Origin of the sequence: Rhodanobacter sp. KK11, from assembly GCF_033345435.1 — a bacterium.
In the GTDB taxonomy this organism is placed as follows: domain Bacteria; phylum Pseudomonadota; class Gammaproteobacteria; order Xanthomonadales; family Rhodanobacteraceae; genus Rhodanobacter.
This window is the reverse complement of record NZ_JAWPMI010000004.1, coordinates 44,218-58,877: the sequence shown is the minus strand read 5'-3', so window position 1 is coordinate 58,877 and position 14,660 is coordinate 44,218. Positions and strand designations below refer to the sequence as shown.

At 66.3% G+C, this 14,660-nt stretch carries 12 protein-coding genes and 1 tRNA gene; 2 read left to right on the top strand and 11 right to left on the bottom strand.

Annotation, left to right across the window (positions count from 1 at the left end; genetic code table 11):
* Nucleotides 1-187: 187 nt before the first annotated feature.
* From nirK to grxD, 9 genes are all read right to left on the bottom strand, one after another.
* Entirely contained in the window at nt 188-1,705 is a 1,518-nt protein-coding gene (gene nirK / locus R5H19_RS10825; RefSeq protein ID WP_318159013.1) for a copper-containing nitrite reductase, read from the bottom strand.
* 124 nt (nt 1,706-1,829) lie between these two features.
* The gene (locus R5H19_RS10820; RefSeq protein WP_318159012.1) at nt 1,830-2,591 is read right to left on the bottom strand and encodes a helix-turn-helix domain-containing protein; all 762 of its coding nucleotides are present in this window, start codon (nt 2,589-2,591) and stop codon (nt 1,830-1,832) included.
* A gap of 219 nt (nt 2,592-2,810) precedes the next feature.
* A tRNA-Asn gene (locus R5H19_RS10815) sits at nt 2,811-2,887 on the bottom strand.
* A gap of 71 nt (nt 2,888-2,958) precedes the next feature.
* Nucleotides 2,959-4,359: a nucleotide 5'-monophosphate nucleosidase PpnN gene (gene ppnN / locus R5H19_RS10810; protein WP_318159011.1), complete on the bottom strand. Its 1,401-nt coding sequence runs from the start codon at nt 4,357-4,359 to the stop codon at nt 2,959-2,961.
* Between the two features lie 174 nt (nt 4,360-4,533).
* Nucleotides 4,534-7,848 carry a carboxypeptidase regulatory-like domain-containing protein gene (locus tag R5H19_RS10805; protein WP_318159010.1) on the bottom strand — a complete coding sequence of 1,105 codons (3,315 nt, stop codon included), beginning with the start codon at nt 7,846-7,848 and terminating at the stop codon, nt 4,534-4,536.
* A gap of 364 nt (nt 7,849-8,212) precedes the next feature.
* Nucleotides 8,213-9,925: a lysophospholipid acyltransferase family protein gene (locus tag R5H19_RS10800; RefSeq protein WP_318159009.1), complete on the bottom strand. Its 1,713-nt coding sequence runs from the start codon at nt 9,923-9,925 to the stop codon at nt 8,213-8,215.
* 97 nt (nt 9,926-10,022) lie between these two features.
* Nucleotides 10,023-10,622, bottom strand: a complete 600-nt coding sequence (locus R5H19_RS10795) for a YhgN family NAAT transporter (protein WP_318159008.1) — start codon at nt 10,620-10,622, stop codon at nt 10,023-10,025.
* Nucleotides 10,623-10,683: 61 nt separating this feature from the next.
* Complete coding sequence (locus tag R5H19_RS10790) at nt 10,684-11,454, bottom strand: SDR family NAD(P)-dependent oxidoreductase (RefSeq protein WP_318159007.1); 771 nt, start codon at nt 11,452-11,454, stop codon at nt 10,684-10,686.
* Nucleotides 11,451-11,774 carry a Grx4 family monothiol glutaredoxin gene (gene grxD, locus R5H19_RS10785; protein WP_318159524.1) on the bottom strand — a complete coding sequence of 108 codons (324 nt, stop codon included), beginning with the start codon at nt 11,772-11,774 and terminating at the stop codon, nt 11,451-11,453. Before grxD ends, R5H19_RS10790 begins: the two co-directional genes overlap by 4 nt.
* Nucleotides 11,775-11,887: 113 nt before the next feature.
* Between grxD and R5H19_RS10780 the strand changes: the two genes are divergently transcribed.
* On the top strand, nt 11,888-12,466 hold the full coding sequence (locus tag R5H19_RS10780; protein ID WP_318159006.1) for a Fe-Mn family superoxide dismutase: 579 nt from the start codon (nt 11,888-11,890) through the stop codon (nt 12,464-12,466).
* 130 nt (nt 12,467-12,596) lie between these two features.
* Here the strand turns inward: R5H19_RS10780 and R5H19_RS10775 are convergent, their stop codons facing one another.
* Both R5H19_RS10775 and purE read right to left on the bottom strand, forming a co-directional pair.
* Nucleotides 12,597-13,757, bottom strand: a complete 1,161-nt coding sequence (locus R5H19_RS10775) for a 5-(carboxyamino)imidazole ribonucleotide synthase (RefSeq protein WP_318159005.1) — start codon at nt 13,755-13,757, stop codon at nt 12,597-12,599.
* A complete protein-coding gene (purE, locus tag R5H19_RS10770) occupies nt 13,754-14,257 on the bottom strand; it encodes a 5-(carboxyamino)imidazole ribonucleotide mutase (protein ID WP_318159004.1) in 504 nt (167 codons plus the stop codon). Before purE ends, R5H19_RS10775 begins: the two co-directional genes overlap by 4 nt.
* Nucleotides 14,258-14,316: 59 nt before the next feature.
* On the opposite strand from purE, the gene R5H19_RS10765 reads away from it, so the two are divergent.
* Nucleotides 14,317-14,586 (top strand): Trm112 family protein, encoded by a 270-nt coding sequence (locus tag R5H19_RS10765; RefSeq protein WP_318159003.1) that lies wholly within the window; start codon nt 14,317-14,319, stop codon nt 14,584-14,586.
* The last annotated feature ends 74 nt before the right edge of the window (nt 14,587-14,660 follow it).

Below are 14,660 nucleotides of genomic sequence, written 5' to 3'. Positions count from 1 at the left end.
AAGCGGACGTGCATGCCCGACCTGACTCCGGTCAAGCCACGCTCATGCAGCGTTCGGCTGTGACAACGCGCCGCGGCCACGCACACCGCCGGAACGACAACGCCGGCCACGAGGGCCGGCGTTGTTTTTTGCCATGTTTCGTATGGGCGTCTTTGCTTCCAGACAGTTTTCCCGGAACAGCGCCGAATCAGTGCCCCGGCGCTGCCGCCGGTGCTGCCTCGGCCCGTGCCTTGGCCACCTCTTCCTTGGTGTACTGGCCGCCCGGGTTGCCCCAGCTGTTGATCACGTAGGTCAGAATGTTGGCCACCTCGTCGTCGTTGAGCTGGCTCATCGGCGGCATCACCGAGTCGTACTCGTGGCCGTTCACCGTGACCTTGCCGGACAGGCCGTGCGTCACGATCGTCATCGCCCGCTTCGGGTCGGCCGCCAGGTAGTCCGACTTGGCCAGCGGCGGGAACACGTTCGGCAGGCCTTCGCCGTTCGCCTGGTGGCACACCGAGCAGGTGCCGGTGAACAGCTGTTTGCCCGCCGCGATCTGTTCGGCCTTGGTCAGCGTGCCGGCCGCATGCGCCTTCGCCGCCGTGGTCACCGCCTTCAGGTTCGGCTCCGAGCGGTCGCCCAGGTAGACGTAGTCGACTTCCTTGCCCGAGTAGATCGTCTTGTCCTCCGGACCGTCCACCTTCAGGATGCCCAGCGCGCCCTTGTTGAATGCGCGGAAGATCGAGTGGTCGACCAGCACGTAGCTGCCCGGCACGTCGGTGTGGAACTCGACCATCGCCGCGCCGCCGGCCGGGATCAGCGTGGTCTGCACGTTGTGCTGCGCTACCGTGCCGCCTTCGGGCTGCACCTTGTCGAAGATCTCGCCGATCACGTGGAAGCTCGACACCAGGTTCGGCCCGCCGTTGCCCACGAACAGCCGCACCGTCTCGTTGGTCTTGGCGGTCAGCGCGTTGTCGCCGGTCAGCGCGCCTTCCTTGCCGTTGAACAGCACGTAGGTCGGGTGCTCGTCGATCGCCTTCTCCATGTCGAACGGCTGCAGGCCCTTCTGCCGGTACTTGCCGGTGGTGTAGAAGTCGCCCTGCATCACGTAGTACTCGTGATCGACCTTCGGCAACCCCTCCGGCGGCTCGACCAGGATCAGCCCGTACATGCCGTTGGCGATGTGCATGCCCACCGGCGCGGTGGCGCAGTGGTACACGTAGATGCCCTGGTTCAGCGCCTTGAAGGTGAACTGCGAGGCATGCCCCGGCGCGGTGAAGCTCGATGCCGCCCCGCCGCCCGGCCCGGTCACCCCGTGCAGGTCGATGTTGTGCGGCATCTTGCTGTCCGGCGCGTTCTTCAGGTGGAACTCCACCGTGTCGCCCTGGCGCACCCGGATGAAGCTGCCCGGCACGGTGCCGCCGAAGGTCCAGAACGTGTAGCTGACGCCTTCGGAGATCGGCATCTCCTTCTCGATCACCTCCAGCTCCACGATCACCTTCGCCGGGTAGTTGCGGTTGACCGGCGGCGGCACGTGCGGCGGGCTGGTCAGCACTGCGTGGATCGGCTCGCCCTGCGGCGGACCGAAGTCGCCGTGGAGGGCGGCGAGCGCAGCGGGGCTGGCGTCCGCCTCCCCCACCGGCGATATCGCAGATGGCTTGCCGGAGCAGCCGGCAAGCGCCAACGCGCCTGCCGCGGCAAGGATGAGCAACAACGAACGTGACATGGGTGTCTCCCTGTGGTTTCTGCGCGCAGACTAGGGAGACGCCGAAAAACGCGCTTGACGCAAGTCATGCCTGCCGATGGAAAACGGCAACTGCGTCAAGCCGCCACAGCCACCGCGAAGGCGCTCAGTGCGCGAGCAGGTTACGGCCGATCGCGCGCAGCTTTTCGGGATCGCGCAGGACCATTTCGCGACCCTCGAGTTCGATCAAGCCCTGCTGGCGGAAACGGCTGAGCACACGGCTCACCGTCTCGGCCGCCAGCCGCAGGTAGTTGGCGATGTCGCCGCGCGACATGCTGAGGTGGAAGCGCGTGCCGGAAAAGCCGCGCTCCTCGTAGCGCACGGCCAGGTCGGTGAGGAAAGCCGCCATGCGCACGTCGGCGTTGTGGTCCCCGGCCAGCAGGGTGGCCATGCCCAGCTCCTTGCTGATCAGCCGGAACAGGCGCTGCTGTACCGCCGGCATGCGCGTGGCCAGCGCGCTCATCGCCGGGAACGAGAAGCGGCAGAAGTAGGCGGTGTCCAGGGCCACCGCATCGCACGGAAACTGGTCCGGGTAGATCGCGTTGAGGCCGATCACCTCGCCGGGCAGGTAGAAGCCGAGCACCTGCTCGCGCCCCGCCGGATCGACCATGCTGGTCTTCACCGTGCCGGCGCGCACCGCGAAGATCGAGCGGAACGGATCGCCGGTACGAAAAATGTGCTCGCCGGCATGGAACGGCCCGACGTGCTCGACGAGGCAATGCAGCTCGACCAGCTCCGGCTTGCCGTAGCCCTCCGCAATGCACGCCCCGGAAAACGCGCAGGTGCGGCAAAAGTGCGTCTCGTCGCCGTCATCGGCGATCGGATTCGGTGGTTCGGGCAGGCGACCTGCCGGATGGTTGCGGCGCATGGGGAACCTTGGCAATCGCACGGATCGGATCGGACGCGAATGGCGCCTGGCTGCAGCCGGCACGCCAACACGCGGCGGAATATATCGCGATGATACGCAAATGACCGCGGTTGCCGCGGAGAGCGCCGCAGGGCATGACGTCGCACCGGCGCACGTGCCCGTCCCCGCGGCACCCGGAAAGAACAAGGGCCGGCATCGCTGCCGGCCCTTGTTAGCATATGGCGCCCGAAGTTGGACTCGAACCAACGACCCCCTGATTAACAGTCAAGTGCTCTAACCGGCTGAGCTATTCGGGCGGGAGCTGCGTAGTTTGCTGAGCATGTGGCGAACTGTCAAGTTCACGCGGACCCGCCGCCACCCCTCATTTTCAGGCGTTCAGCACCCGGTAGCACGGCTCGTACGCGGTGCCGCCAGGAAGCTTCATGCGGTGCTGCTCGACGAACGCCTGCAGCAGCTTGTCCAGCGCACGCATGATGTCCGCGTCGCCATCGATGGCGAACGGGCCGTCCTTCTCGATCGCCTGCATGCCCTCTTCCTTCACGTTGCCGGCGACGATGCCGGAAAACGCCCGGCGCAGGTCAGCCGCCAGCTCGTGCCGCGGACGGTCATGGTGGATCTGCAGGGCGCGCATCGCCTCGTGGGTGGGGCGGAACGGCTGCTGAAACTCCAGCGGGATCTGCAGCGCCCAGTTGAAGAAGAACGCGTCCTTGGTGTCGAGCCGGTTGTGGCGCACTTTCTCCAGGCCCTTCACCATCGTGCGCGCCACCGTCTCCGGATCGCTCACGATGATCTGGTAGTGCCGGGCCACCTCGTCGCCCAGGCTGAGTCGCAGGAAACGGTCGATCTGCTCGAAATAGGCGGCCGACTGGCGTGGCCCGGTGAAGATCAGCGGGAACGGTGTGCTGGCGTTGTCCGGATGCAGCAGGATGCCGAGCAGGTAGAGGATCTCCTCGGCTGTGCCGACGCCGCCCGGGAACACGATGATGCCGTGGCCCAGGCGCACGAAGGCCTCCAGCCGCTTCTCGATGTCCGGCATGATTACCAGGTGGTTGACGATCGGGTTCGGCGACTCGGCCGCGATGATGCCCGGCTCGGTAATGCCGATGTAGCGGTTGTGCCGGCGCCGCTGCTTGGCGTGCGAGATGGTGGCGCCCTTCATCGGCCCCTTCATCGCGCCGGGGCCGCAGCCGGTGCAGATGTCCAGCCCGCGCAGGCCGAGCTGGTAGCCGACCAGCTTGGTGTAGTCGTACTCCTCGCGCGAGATCGAGTGGCCGCCCCAGCACACCACCAGGTTCGGATCGACCTGCGGCTTGAGGATGCGCGCGTTGCGCAGAATCTCGAACACGCCCTGGGTCAACGCGGCGGACTCGTCCAGATCGAAACCGATCTGTTCCATCTGGGTCGACACGTAGACGATGTCGCGCACCACCGCGACCAGCAGCTCGTTGATGCCGCGGATGATCTGGCCGTCCACGAACGCCTGCGCCGGCGCGTTCGACAGCTCGATCTTCATGCCGCGATCCTGCTGCAGCACCTGGATGTCGAAGTCCGGATACTGCTCGAGGATCGCGCGCGGGTCGTCGCTGATGTTGCCGGAAGTCAGCACCGCCAGCGCGCAACGGCGCAGCAGCGCGTGCAGGCCCGAACCGCTGGCGCCGCGCAGGCGTGCCACTTCATTGCGGGACAGCACGTCCAGGCCGCCGATGGGGGAGATGCGTGCGCTGACGGTATTGGTGGAGCCGGCAAGTTCGGCGTGGGGGGTGTTCATCGAATCTCCATGTTCCTGCATCGAATGCTGCCCTGGCGCAAAGCAGACCGCCTAGCTTCAGGCCATACCCTGGGCAGGGTCAAGTGTTGCCCGACCGGTCGCGCTCTGGGCATGCGGCAATAAAAAACCGGCGCCCTCGCGGGCGCCGGCTGCTGCTTCCGGATAACGGCTTGCTCAGAAAGTGTAGCGAACCGTGGCCAGGATCGACCAACGCTGGGTCGGACCATTCAACTCGTCCGCGCGCGGCAAGGCCAGCGGGCTGTAGTTGCCGTTGCTGTCCTTGTAGGCCGCCTTGCTGATGTCGTAGATGTACTTGCCGTTGGCATCGACACCGGCGAAATCGGCGAGGTTGCGAACCAGCGGGAAGCTGGCGCGGTGGTCGACACCCCACTTCTTGTTGAGCATGTTGCCCAGGTTGTAGATGTCCAGGCGGATCACGCCCTTGTTGCCCTTGAACAGGCCCGGGATCTCCTGGCTGAAACTCAGGTCGATCTGGTTGACCCAGGGAGCGCGGGCACCATTGCGGCCGGCGATCTGCCCCTTGTGGTCCTTCAGGTACTTGTCGCTGTCGATGTACTGCCAGAACGAATCCTGCTGCGCCTGGGTCGTCCCCGGTGCGAAGGTGATGTCGCCCTTGTTCGGGATATAGACCAGGTCCGAGGTGAAGCCGTCACCGTTGGCGTCGTTGCCGAAGCGCCAGCTGTACGGGGTGCCCGAGTGACCGTCGTAGAACACCGTGGCGCTGGTGGCATAGTCGCCGAAGAAGCGATGCTGCCAGGTCAGCGAGGCGATCACGCGCTTCGGGATCGAGTAGCTGGAGGTGCTCGCCTTGTTCTCGTTCGGGTTCACCCAGACGTTGTTGCTGTAGCTCGAACGGGCCACGCTCGAGGTACCCGGGTTCACTTCGGTGGCGCGACTCCAGGTGAAGCCGACCATGCCGGACCACTCGTCCGCGAACGGCTTCTTCAAGGACAGGCTGAGGCTGTCGGCGCTGCCCTTGTCGCTGTTGGCCAGATTGATCACGGCATCGCCAAACGCCTGGTTGGCGTTCGAGCGCGCCGTGTTGCCGCCGGTACCGCCGACCGGGTTCTTGTAGTAGGTGAACCGGCCATCAGGCAACAAGCCCGTCGGTGCACCGATGTTGAGGTTCTGGTACCAGATCGCGTTGCGGTTCTTGATGTGCTCGTAGTCGGCCGTGAACACCACGCCCCACCACGGCAGCTCGCGATCAAAACCGAGCGACATCTTCCACACGCTTGGCAGCTGGAAGTTGTCGCTGACCGTGCTGACCGCCATCTGCGCGCCCTTGGCGCCGGGGATCGGCGCCGAGCCACCGTTCTGCCCATACGGGTTGGCGCTGAACGGCGGCAGGCCGGTCACGTTGTTGCACGCGCTCTGCGTCGGACCGCAGTTGTACTGCACCTGGGTCACGCCGGAGTTCTGGTAGATATTGCCCAGCCACACGCTCGGCGGGTTGGAAATGAACAGGCCGGCGCCGCCGCGCAGCTGGGTCAGGCGCTCGGTGTCGAAGGTGTAGTTGAACGACGCGCGCGGCTGCACCTGGCGGTTGCCATTGATCGTGCTGGTGTTGGTGCGACCGAAGCCACCGGCGGCCGAAACGCAGTTGGCAGCCACCACGGCCACGCCAGGGTTGGCCGCATAGCAGGGGTTGTACAGCGGCTGGTCGCTGGTCAACGGAATGTCGACACGGAAGCCGTACTGCACCGACAGATTCGAGTTCACCTGCCAAGTGTCCTGCAGGAACAGGCCGTATTCCTTCAGCTCGAATTTCGCGGCGACATCGCTCAGGCCCAGACCCGCAGCCGGCGCGTTGTAGCGATACTGCCAGTAATTGCCGTTGATGAAATCATTGAGCGTGTTGAACTGATAGCTGCCGAAGGCATTCTGCAGGAACAGGTTGTAGTACTGGCCGCGCTGGAAGTCGAAACCGCCCTTGACCGTGTGGTCACCCAGGTAGAGGCTGCCCGCCCACGCTGCATTCAGCGTCTTCACGTGCAGCACGTTGGCCTGGCTCGAGTACTCGGTACCGAACTCCACACCCGGCGAGCTGCTGCTGCTGGTGCAGCCGCTGGTGCCGTTCAGGCACACCGAAACGTCCGGCTGGGCGACGCCGTTGTACGGACCGCGGTTCTGCTGGAAATCGGCATAGGAGAGAGTGGTGTCGGTGGAGAAGACATCCGACCAGTCATCGTAGAAATGCAGTGCGTAGCTCTTGTTGTCGACGTTGGTCTTGTACCAGCCGCTGGACAGCACCAGGATGTTGTTGTTGCCGGTGATGATCGGCTTGTTTTCCTTGGTCTGGCTGTAGGTGAAGCTGGCGCGGTGGTTGTTGGTGATGTTCCAGTCGATCTTGGCCAGGTAACGCTTGTCCTGCAGATCGGAGCTGCCGCCACCGAGGCCGCCGACGTCAAAACCCTTGGCCTTGGCTGCCGCGGTGATGTCATCCACATTCTGCTGGGTCAGACCACGGATCTCGGTGGTCGCGCCGGAGCCCTGCACGCCATACTGGGAGGTCGGGCCGATCTGCTTGCTCTTCTCATACGAAGCAAAGAAGAACAGCTTGTCCTTGATGATCGGGCCGCCGACGGTGCCGCCGGCCGTCCAGGTGCGACGGAAGCCACCGTACGGCTTGCCGTTGTAGTCGGCGATCATGTCGTCACGGTTCTGGAATGCGTAGTACGCCGAGCCATGGAAATCGTTGGTACCGCTCTTGGTCACTGCATTCACGATCGCGCCGACGCCGCGGCGCGTGGCCACGTCGTAGTTGGCGGTCGAGATGTTGTATTCCTGGATCGTGTCCTGCGAAATCGGCGTGCCCAGCGTGGGCAGGCCGTTCGCGTTCAAGCCGAACGGATCGTTCGCGCTGACCGAATCCACCGTGATGTTGTTGTAACGGCTGTTCTGGCCGATCGCGGAGATCTCGCCGCGGTCGCGGTCGGAGATCACGATGCGCGGATCGAGGCGCACGATGTTCTGGATCGAACGACCCGGCGTCGGCGTCGCTTCGATTTCACGCTGCGACACGTTGGTCGAGATGCCCTTGTTGTCCGGGGTAAAGGTCTGCGCCAGAGTGTTTGCCGACACGGTGACGCCGGCAAGGTTCTGGACCTGCTGTGCCTGCTCGGCACCCATGGTCAGATTGACCGGGGTTTCCTGGGCCAGCTGCAGGTATACCTGCCCTTGCTCAGCCTGGGTCAGGCCGGCCTTGGAAGCAGTGACGTCGAACGGACCGCCCACGCGCAGGCCCTGCGCCGCATAGCGGCCATTGGCATCCGTCGTGGTGATCTTGGTGGTGCCCGACGGCTCATGCACGATCTGCACGGTGGCGCCGGCCACCGGCTGGCCGTTCGCGTCGAGCACGCGGCCGCTGATCGAGGAGGAGGTGTCCTGCGCGATGGCGGGCACCGACGCTGCCAGCAACGAGGCGATGGCAAGCGGCAGGAGTTTGGCGCGAATGCGGCTGTTCATTACTTGATTGACCCTCAGGCTCGAAACGAAAAAACTCTTGGATCGGGATCAAAAACGCGACCTCGCCCGGCATGTGCCAAGCGCAACTCGTCGCGATGAGTGACCCCAGTTGTGGTGACGCCGCGGTCCCATGAGGACATGGGCCCGCAAAATTCCAGCTCGCCGGACCTTCCCGCCTGCGGCTCTTGTTAAGGGATTTTAACGGTATTGTATGACACTTTTGTAACGCTTACACGTCGATTGCGTTCATCAGAGCCATCAGGATTCACGACGCGAATCGTTTGAAATCAAACAACTGGCGGCAGCCCTTGCTCCCTCATGCCGGCCATGCTGCAGCTCGCCGGCCCGGCTTGCCCATGCCGGATCAGTCGCGCTTGCCGAGATAGCGCGCACGTTTGGCCGGCTTCAGGTTGGCCAGGTCGAGCATCACCAGGCCGTCGACGCAGCCGGAAAAATCCGGATCCTCGCCAAAGTCAAGGAACTGCACGCCGGCAGGCTCGACCAGGTCGACGTACTGGCGGTACAGCACCGGCATGCTGACGCCCAGTGCATCCAGATGGTGTTTCAGCTTGCCCAGGCCGGCGACGGCATCAAGCCCTTCCAGCGCGGCGCGCACGCCCTGCACCACTTCGGACGAGACCACGAAGGGCTGGCGCGCAGCGGCCAGTCCCGGCGCACCGAAGTAATGCTGGTGCGCCGCGGCGATCCACTCGCGCGCCTCGCGCGGCAGATGCACCGACATGCTGACCGGGCCGAACAGGTAGCGCAGCTCCGGGTGCCGTTGCAGGTACAGGCCGATGCCCTGCCACAATTGGTCCAGTGCACGCGAGCGCCAGTAAGCCGGCGCGATGAAGCTGCGGCCCAGTTCCAGCCCCTGCGCCAGCCGCGACTCCAGCGCCGGCGAATAGTCGAACAAGCTGGAGGTGTACAGGCCGGCCAAGCCGCGCTCGGCGATCAGCCGGCCGCCGTGGCCGAAGCGATAGGCGCCGACGATGCGCAGCGCCTGCGGATCCCATAACACCAGATGTTCGTAATGCGGGTCGTAGGCGTCCAGGTCGCGCCGGGCACCGGTGCCCTCGCCGACCTTGCGGAAGGTCAGTTCGCGCAAGCGGCCGATCTCGCGCATCACCACGCTGTCGGGCGTGCCCCTGAACAGCCACGCCTGCTTGCCGTCGGCCAGGTCGGCCAGCTTCTCGCAAGCGGCCAGCTCCGCCGCGACTTGTTCGGCCGACTCGGGCAAGGCCAGCGGCGCCTGGCCGCCGAATACCAGGCCACGGTGCCGACCGACGCGGTAGACGTGCCGGCGCATCAGCTTCGCGGCCTGCTTCGGCGAGCCGCCGCTGCGTTGTCCGAGTTCCTCGGCGCCGACCAGGGCGCCGATGCTGAAGCCGATCCGCCGCTTGCCCGGCGCCACCGCCTCGCGCGGCAGCATCGCCGTGCTCAGCGGCTTGGCCAGCATCGACAGGCCATAGAACATCGCCGAATTGCGCGCCGAAACGTGCACCGGCAGCACCGGTGTCTTGCTGCGCAACGACAGCCGCGCGAAGCCGTCCGACCAGCGGCCGTCGCGCACGCCGCCGGGGCGCACGCGCGAGACCTCGCCGGCAGGAAACACGATCAGCGCCTCACCACGCTCCAGCGCGCGGTAGACGCCGCGCAGGCGCGAGGCGGCACCCTTGCCGAACACGTCCACCGGCAGCAGCAGCCGGCCCAGTTGCGGCACCGTCGCCAGCCAGTCGTTGCCGAGGATGCGTGCATCGCGACGCACCGAGCCGATCAGCTGCAGCAGCGCCAGCGCGTCCTGCATGCCCAGCGGATGATTGGCCACCACCAGCAGCGGACCGTCGACGGGAATGTTGTCGAGCTCGCCCGGATTGACGTGATGACTGGTACCGAGCACGTCGAGCACGCGGTCGACGAAATCAAAACCTTCGGCGGCTCCGACCCGCTCCAGCACGCGGTTGAACCCGTCTTCGTCGGCCAGCCGCCCAAGCACGCCCGCCATCGGCCGGCGGATGCGCGGGTACTGCGCCAACCATGGCAGTCGATCGACAAGGGACTGTTCGATGCTCAGCATGTCTGCCTCCTCGGATGCCCCCCATCCTGGCGACCGATTATGACAGCAGCTCGATCGCCCGAAACGATGCTTGCGGCATCGTGGCAACGCCGCCGTTTCAAACGTTCATGTGCAGGAACGATGCCACGCCGGCCATGAACATCTGCACGGACAGCGCGATCAGCAGCATGCCCATCACGCGCTCCAGTGCGGTCAGCACGCTCTCGCCCAGCCAGCGGAACAGATAGGTGGCGCTGAGCAGGATCGCCGAACTGGCCAGCCACGCCAGCAGCAGCGCGGTGACCCAGTCGGCAGTGCGGCCCGGCTGGGTATTGGTCAGCAGCAGCAACGCCGCCATCGCCGAGGGGCCGGCCACGCCGGGGATCGCCATCGGCACGATGAACGGCTCGCCGCCGCCGGCCTTGCCGAAAATGCCGCTGCCGTCGGCCGGCGGGAACACCATGCGGATGCCGATCAGGAACAGCACGATGCCGCCGGCGATGCTGATCGATTCCTGCTTCAGCTGCAGCAGCCGCAGGAAATACTGGCCGCCGAACAGGAACGCCAGCAACACGCCCAGCGCGATCAGCAGTTCGCGCACCATCACGTGGCGCCGGCGCTTCGGCGGCACTTCCTTCAGCAGGCTCAGGAACAGCGGGATGTTGCCCAGCGGGTCCATGATCAGGAACAGCAGGATGCCCGCCGACAATGTGGTCATCTGCGCTTCCATCTCGACTCTCTTCTCGCTGGCGGCACGCCACCGTGCCGCGGGTGAACCATCAGCCGGCCCGCAGGTCCAGCACCGCGCCGCGCGCCGCCGCACCCTGCGCGCTGAGCAGATAGACCGCGGCGGCGGCCGCCGCATCCGGCAAGGGCCGCTGCAGGATATCTTCGCCGAAATACGCCAGCTGCCGCAGCGCCGTGCGCATCGGCCCCGGCAGCAGCGCATGGACGCGCAGCGGCCCGTTGTCGGTTTCCTCGTGCAGGATCGCCACGAACCGCTCCAGCGCCGCCTTCGACGCGCCGTAGGCACCCCAGTGCGCGCGCTGCAGCAGCGCGGGATCGTCCAGCACGAACACCACCGCGCTGTCGCTGGCGTCGGTCAGCAGCGGCAGGCAGGCCTGGGTCAGTGCGAACGGGGCGTTCACGTTGACGTGCATGGCGCGCAGCCAGGCGTCCGGCTTGTGCATGCCGATCGGAGTCAGTCCGCCGAAACTCACCGCCGCGTGCACGATGCCGTCGAGCCGGCCGAAGTCGCGCTCCAGCCCTTCGGCCAGCGCAGCGTATTCGCGTGGCGTGGCCAGCTCCATGTCCAACGGATGGATCACCGGCTCGGCCAGGCCTTCGGCCAGCATCGCGTCGTACAGCTGCTCCAGCTGGCGCTTGCGTTTGCCGGTGATCACCACGGTGGCTCCGGCCCGCGATGCCGCGCGCGCCACCGCACCGCCGAGCCCGCCGTAGGCGCCGGTCACCAGCACCACGCGGTCGGCCAGGGTATCGGCGGCCGGTTGCCAGGCGCCCGGCAGACGCGATGTCGGCAGCGTCGTCAAGACGCCGCCCCGGCCACGTCACTGGCCATGCGTGACAACTCGCCGGAGGACTTCAGGTCTTCGATGATGTCGCAGCCGCCGATCAGCTCGCCCTGGATGAACAGCTGCGGGAAAGTCGGCCAGTTCGAGAAGTGCGGCAGCGCCGCGCGAATCTGCGGATCGGCCAGCACGTTCACCGCATGGAACACGGCGCCGGCGTCGGCCAGCGCCTTGGCCGCGCGGCTGGAGAAGCCGCACATCGGGAATTCGGGCGTGCCCTTCATGAAAAGCACGATGGGATGCGCAGCCAGCATCGCCTTGATTTGCTCGTTGATGTCCATAGCTTGGTGATTCATCTTTACAATGCAGGCAGGCCGATATTGTATCAGTCACCCGTCGGCTGCCGTTGCTTGCGCCGACCTTTTCCCCCCGCCACCGTTTAAGGAGCCTCATCATGGCGATCGAACTTCCTCCTCTGCCGTACGAGAAGAACGCACTGGAGCCGCATATCTCCGCCGAGACGCTGGAATACCACTACGGCAAGCATCACCAGGCCTACGTGACCAATCTCAACAAGCTGATCGAAGGCACCGAATTCGCCGACGCCTCGCTTGAAGACATCATCCGCAAGTCGTCCGGCGGCGTGTTCAACAACGCCGCGCAGATCTGGAACCACACCTTCTACTGGAATTCGATGAGCCCGAAGGGCGGCGGCGCGCCCAGCGGCAAGCTGGCCGACGCAATCAACAAGGCGTTCGGCTCGTTCGACAAGTTCAAGGAGGAATTCAGCAAGTCCGCCGCCGGCAACTTCGGCTCCGGCTGGACCTGGCTGGTGCAGCGCCCGGACGGCTCGCTCGGCATCGTCAACACCTCCAACGCGGCCACCCCGATCACCGGCAGCGACAAGCCGCTGTTCACCACCGACGTGTGGGAACACGCCTACTACATCGACTACCGCAACGCGCGCCCGAAGTACGTGGAAGCGTTCTGGAACCTGGTGAACTGGGAATTCGCAGCCGGCAACCTGGCCTGATCCCGGCAGCACGCGACAAAAAACGGAGCCGTCAGCGGCTCCGTTTTTTGCGTGCAACCGCTCCGCCGGCTTGTGCCGGCCCGGAGCCCGCGCACTCCCGAAGGAAGTCCCCTCGCGGCAGGATGCACTCCTACCGGAGGTTCAGCGCCTGCAGCACCGGGGCGGCCTGCTGCTCCCGCCCGAGCGCCGTGGCGATCTCAGACAACCGTGCGGCCAACAGGCCGGCGTCCGGAGCACATACCGTGGCATGCCCTACCTTGCGTCCCGGCCGGGCCTGCTTGCCGTAGTCGTGCCAGTGCGCATCGACGGCACCCAGCACCGCGGCCTCCTGCGGCAGCTCGCCGATCCAGTTGAACATCGCCGACAGGCCACACGCACCGGTGTCGCCCAGCGGCAGGCCGAGCACGGCGCGCACGTGGTTTTCGAACTGGCTGGTATGCGCGCCCTCGATGCTCCAGTGGCCGGAGTTGTGCACGCGCGGCGCCATCTCGTTGCCGAGCAACTCGCCATCCTTGACGAACAGCTCCAGCGCGAACACGCCGACGTAGTCCAGCCGTTCGGCCAGCGTGCGGGCCAGTGCGGTGGCGCGCGACTGCAGTTGCCCGATATCCGGCGCCGGCGCCAGGCTCATCGAGAGCACGCCGTCGACGTGCCAGTTGCCGGTCAGCGGCCAGGTGCGGAACTCGCCGTCGCGGCCGCGTACGGCGAGCACCGACAGCTCCCGTTCGAACGGCACGAACGCCTCCAGGATCAGGCCGTGCTTCGCTGCGGACGCGCCGAGCGCGGCCCACGCCGCGTCCGCGTCCGCCAATGCGTGCAGGCGGAACTGGCCCTTGCCGTCGTAGCCGAGCCGGCGCGTCTTCAGGATCGCCGGCGCGCCGACCGCGGCCAGTGCCTGATCCAGTTGCTCGCGCGTATCCACCGCCATGAAATCCGGCGTGGCCAGGCCGCACTCGCGGAACAGCGTCTTCTCGGCCAGCCGGTCCTGCGCCGCCGCCAGCGCCTGCGGGTTCGGGAACACCGCCACCCGCTCGGCCAGCCAGCGCGCCGTCTCGGCCGGCACATTCTCGAAATCGAAGGTGACCACATCGACCCGCGCGGCAAATGCGGCCAGCGCGGCGTAGTCGGTCCAGTCGGCCACCACCAGCGGCGCGACCTGGCCGGCGCAGGCGTCGGCAAGGTTGTCCACCGCCAGCGTCTTCACGCCCAGCGGCGCCGCCGCCAGCGCAAGCATGCGCGCCAGCTGGCCGCCGCCCAGGACACCCATCACGGGCTGTCGCCGTTCGCTCATTGGCGTGGGTCCGGCTGCTCGAGCACGGCCTGGGTCTGGCGCGCGCGCCAGTGGTCCAGCGCCGCGGCCAGTGCAGGATCGTGCAGCGCCAGCACCGCGGCGGCCAGCAGGCCGGCATTCACTGCGCCGGCGCGGCCGATGGCGAGGGTGCCGACCGGGACGCCGGCCGGCATCTGCGCGATCGAAAGCAGCGAATCCATGCCATTCAGCGCCTTCGACTGCACCGGCACGCCGAACACCGGCAGGCGGGTTTTCGCCGCCAGCATGCCCGGCAAGTGGGCGGCGCCGCCGGCGCCGGCGATGATCACCTGGATACCGCGAGCCGGTGCCTGCTCGGCGTAGCTGAACAGCAGATCCGGCGTGCGGTGGGCGGAAACCACCTGCACCTCGTGCGGCACGCCCAGCTCGGTCAGCACGTTGGCCGCGTGCTGCATGGTTTCCCAGTCCGAACGCGAGCCCATCACGACGCCGATGCGCGGCGACCTGCTTGTTCCTGTCATGGCCGGGCCGTCCAAAAACCGTTATTGTACGAACTTTCCCCACCCCGCACATCCAAGCCATGGACAAGCGCCTGCTCGACATCCTGTGCTGCCCGGTCAGCAAAATGCCGGTGCGTCCGCTGGGCAGGCGCGAACTCGACGCGCTGAACGACGCCATCGCTGCAGGCAAGGTCGACACCGTGACCGGCGTCGCCGTACGCGAGCGGATCGGCGAGGGCCTGATCACCACCGACCACAAGGTGATCTACCGGGTCGAGGACGGCATCCCGGTGATGCTGCCCGAGGAAGGCATCGGTACCGCCCAGCTGACCGGCTTTCCCACGGGCTGAAACCGCGCCGGCGGCCCCGACGGGCGCCCCGCGCATGACACGGACACCCGCTTTGCCTTATCGTGGACACTTGC

What these genes read in the sequence shown, in the direction of transcription:
- nirK (WP_318159013.1), bottom strand. Translation starts at nt 1,705, where the DNA reads ATGTCACGTTCGTTGTTGCTCATCCTTGCCGCGGCAGGCGCGTTGGCG.
- R5H19_RS10820 (WP_318159012.1), bottom strand. Translation starts at nt 2,591, where the DNA reads ATGCGCCGCAACCATCCGGCAGGTCGCCTGCCCGAACCACCGAATCCG.
- ppnN (WP_318159011.1), bottom strand. Translation starts at nt 4,359, where the DNA reads ATGAACACCCCCCACGCCGAACTTGCCGGCTCCACCAATACCGTCAGC.
- R5H19_RS10805 (WP_318159010.1), bottom strand. Translation starts at nt 7,848, where the DNA reads ATGAACAGCCGCATTCGCGCCAAACTCCTGCCGCTTGCCATCGCCTCG.
- R5H19_RS10800 (WP_318159009.1), bottom strand. Translation starts at nt 9,925, where the DNA reads ATGCTGAGCATCGAACAGTCCCTTGTCGATCGACTGCCATGGTTGGCG.
- R5H19_RS10795 (WP_318159008.1), bottom strand. Translation starts at nt 10,622, where the DNA reads ATGACCACATTGTCGGCGGGCATCCTGCTGTTCCTGATCATGGACCCG.
- grxD (WP_318159524.1), bottom strand. Translation starts at nt 11,774, where the DNA reads ATGGACATCAACGAGCAAATCAAGGCGATGCTGGCTGCGCATCCCATC.
- R5H19_RS10780 (WP_318159006.1), top strand. Translation starts at nt 11,888, where the DNA reads ATGGCGATCGAACTTCCTCCTCTGCCGTACGAGAAGAACGCACTGGAG.
- R5H19_RS10775 (WP_318159005.1), bottom strand. Translation starts at nt 13,757, where the DNA reads ATGAGCGAACGGCGACAGCCCGTGATGGGTGTCCTGGGCGGCGGCCAG.
- purE (WP_318159004.1), bottom strand. Translation starts at nt 14,257, where the DNA reads ATGACAGGAACAAGCAGGTCGCCGCGCATCGGCGTCGTGATGGGCTCG.
- R5H19_RS10765 (WP_318159003.1), top strand. Translation starts at nt 14,317, where the DNA reads ATGGACAAGCGCCTGCTCGACATCCTGTGCTGCCCGGTCAGCAAAATG.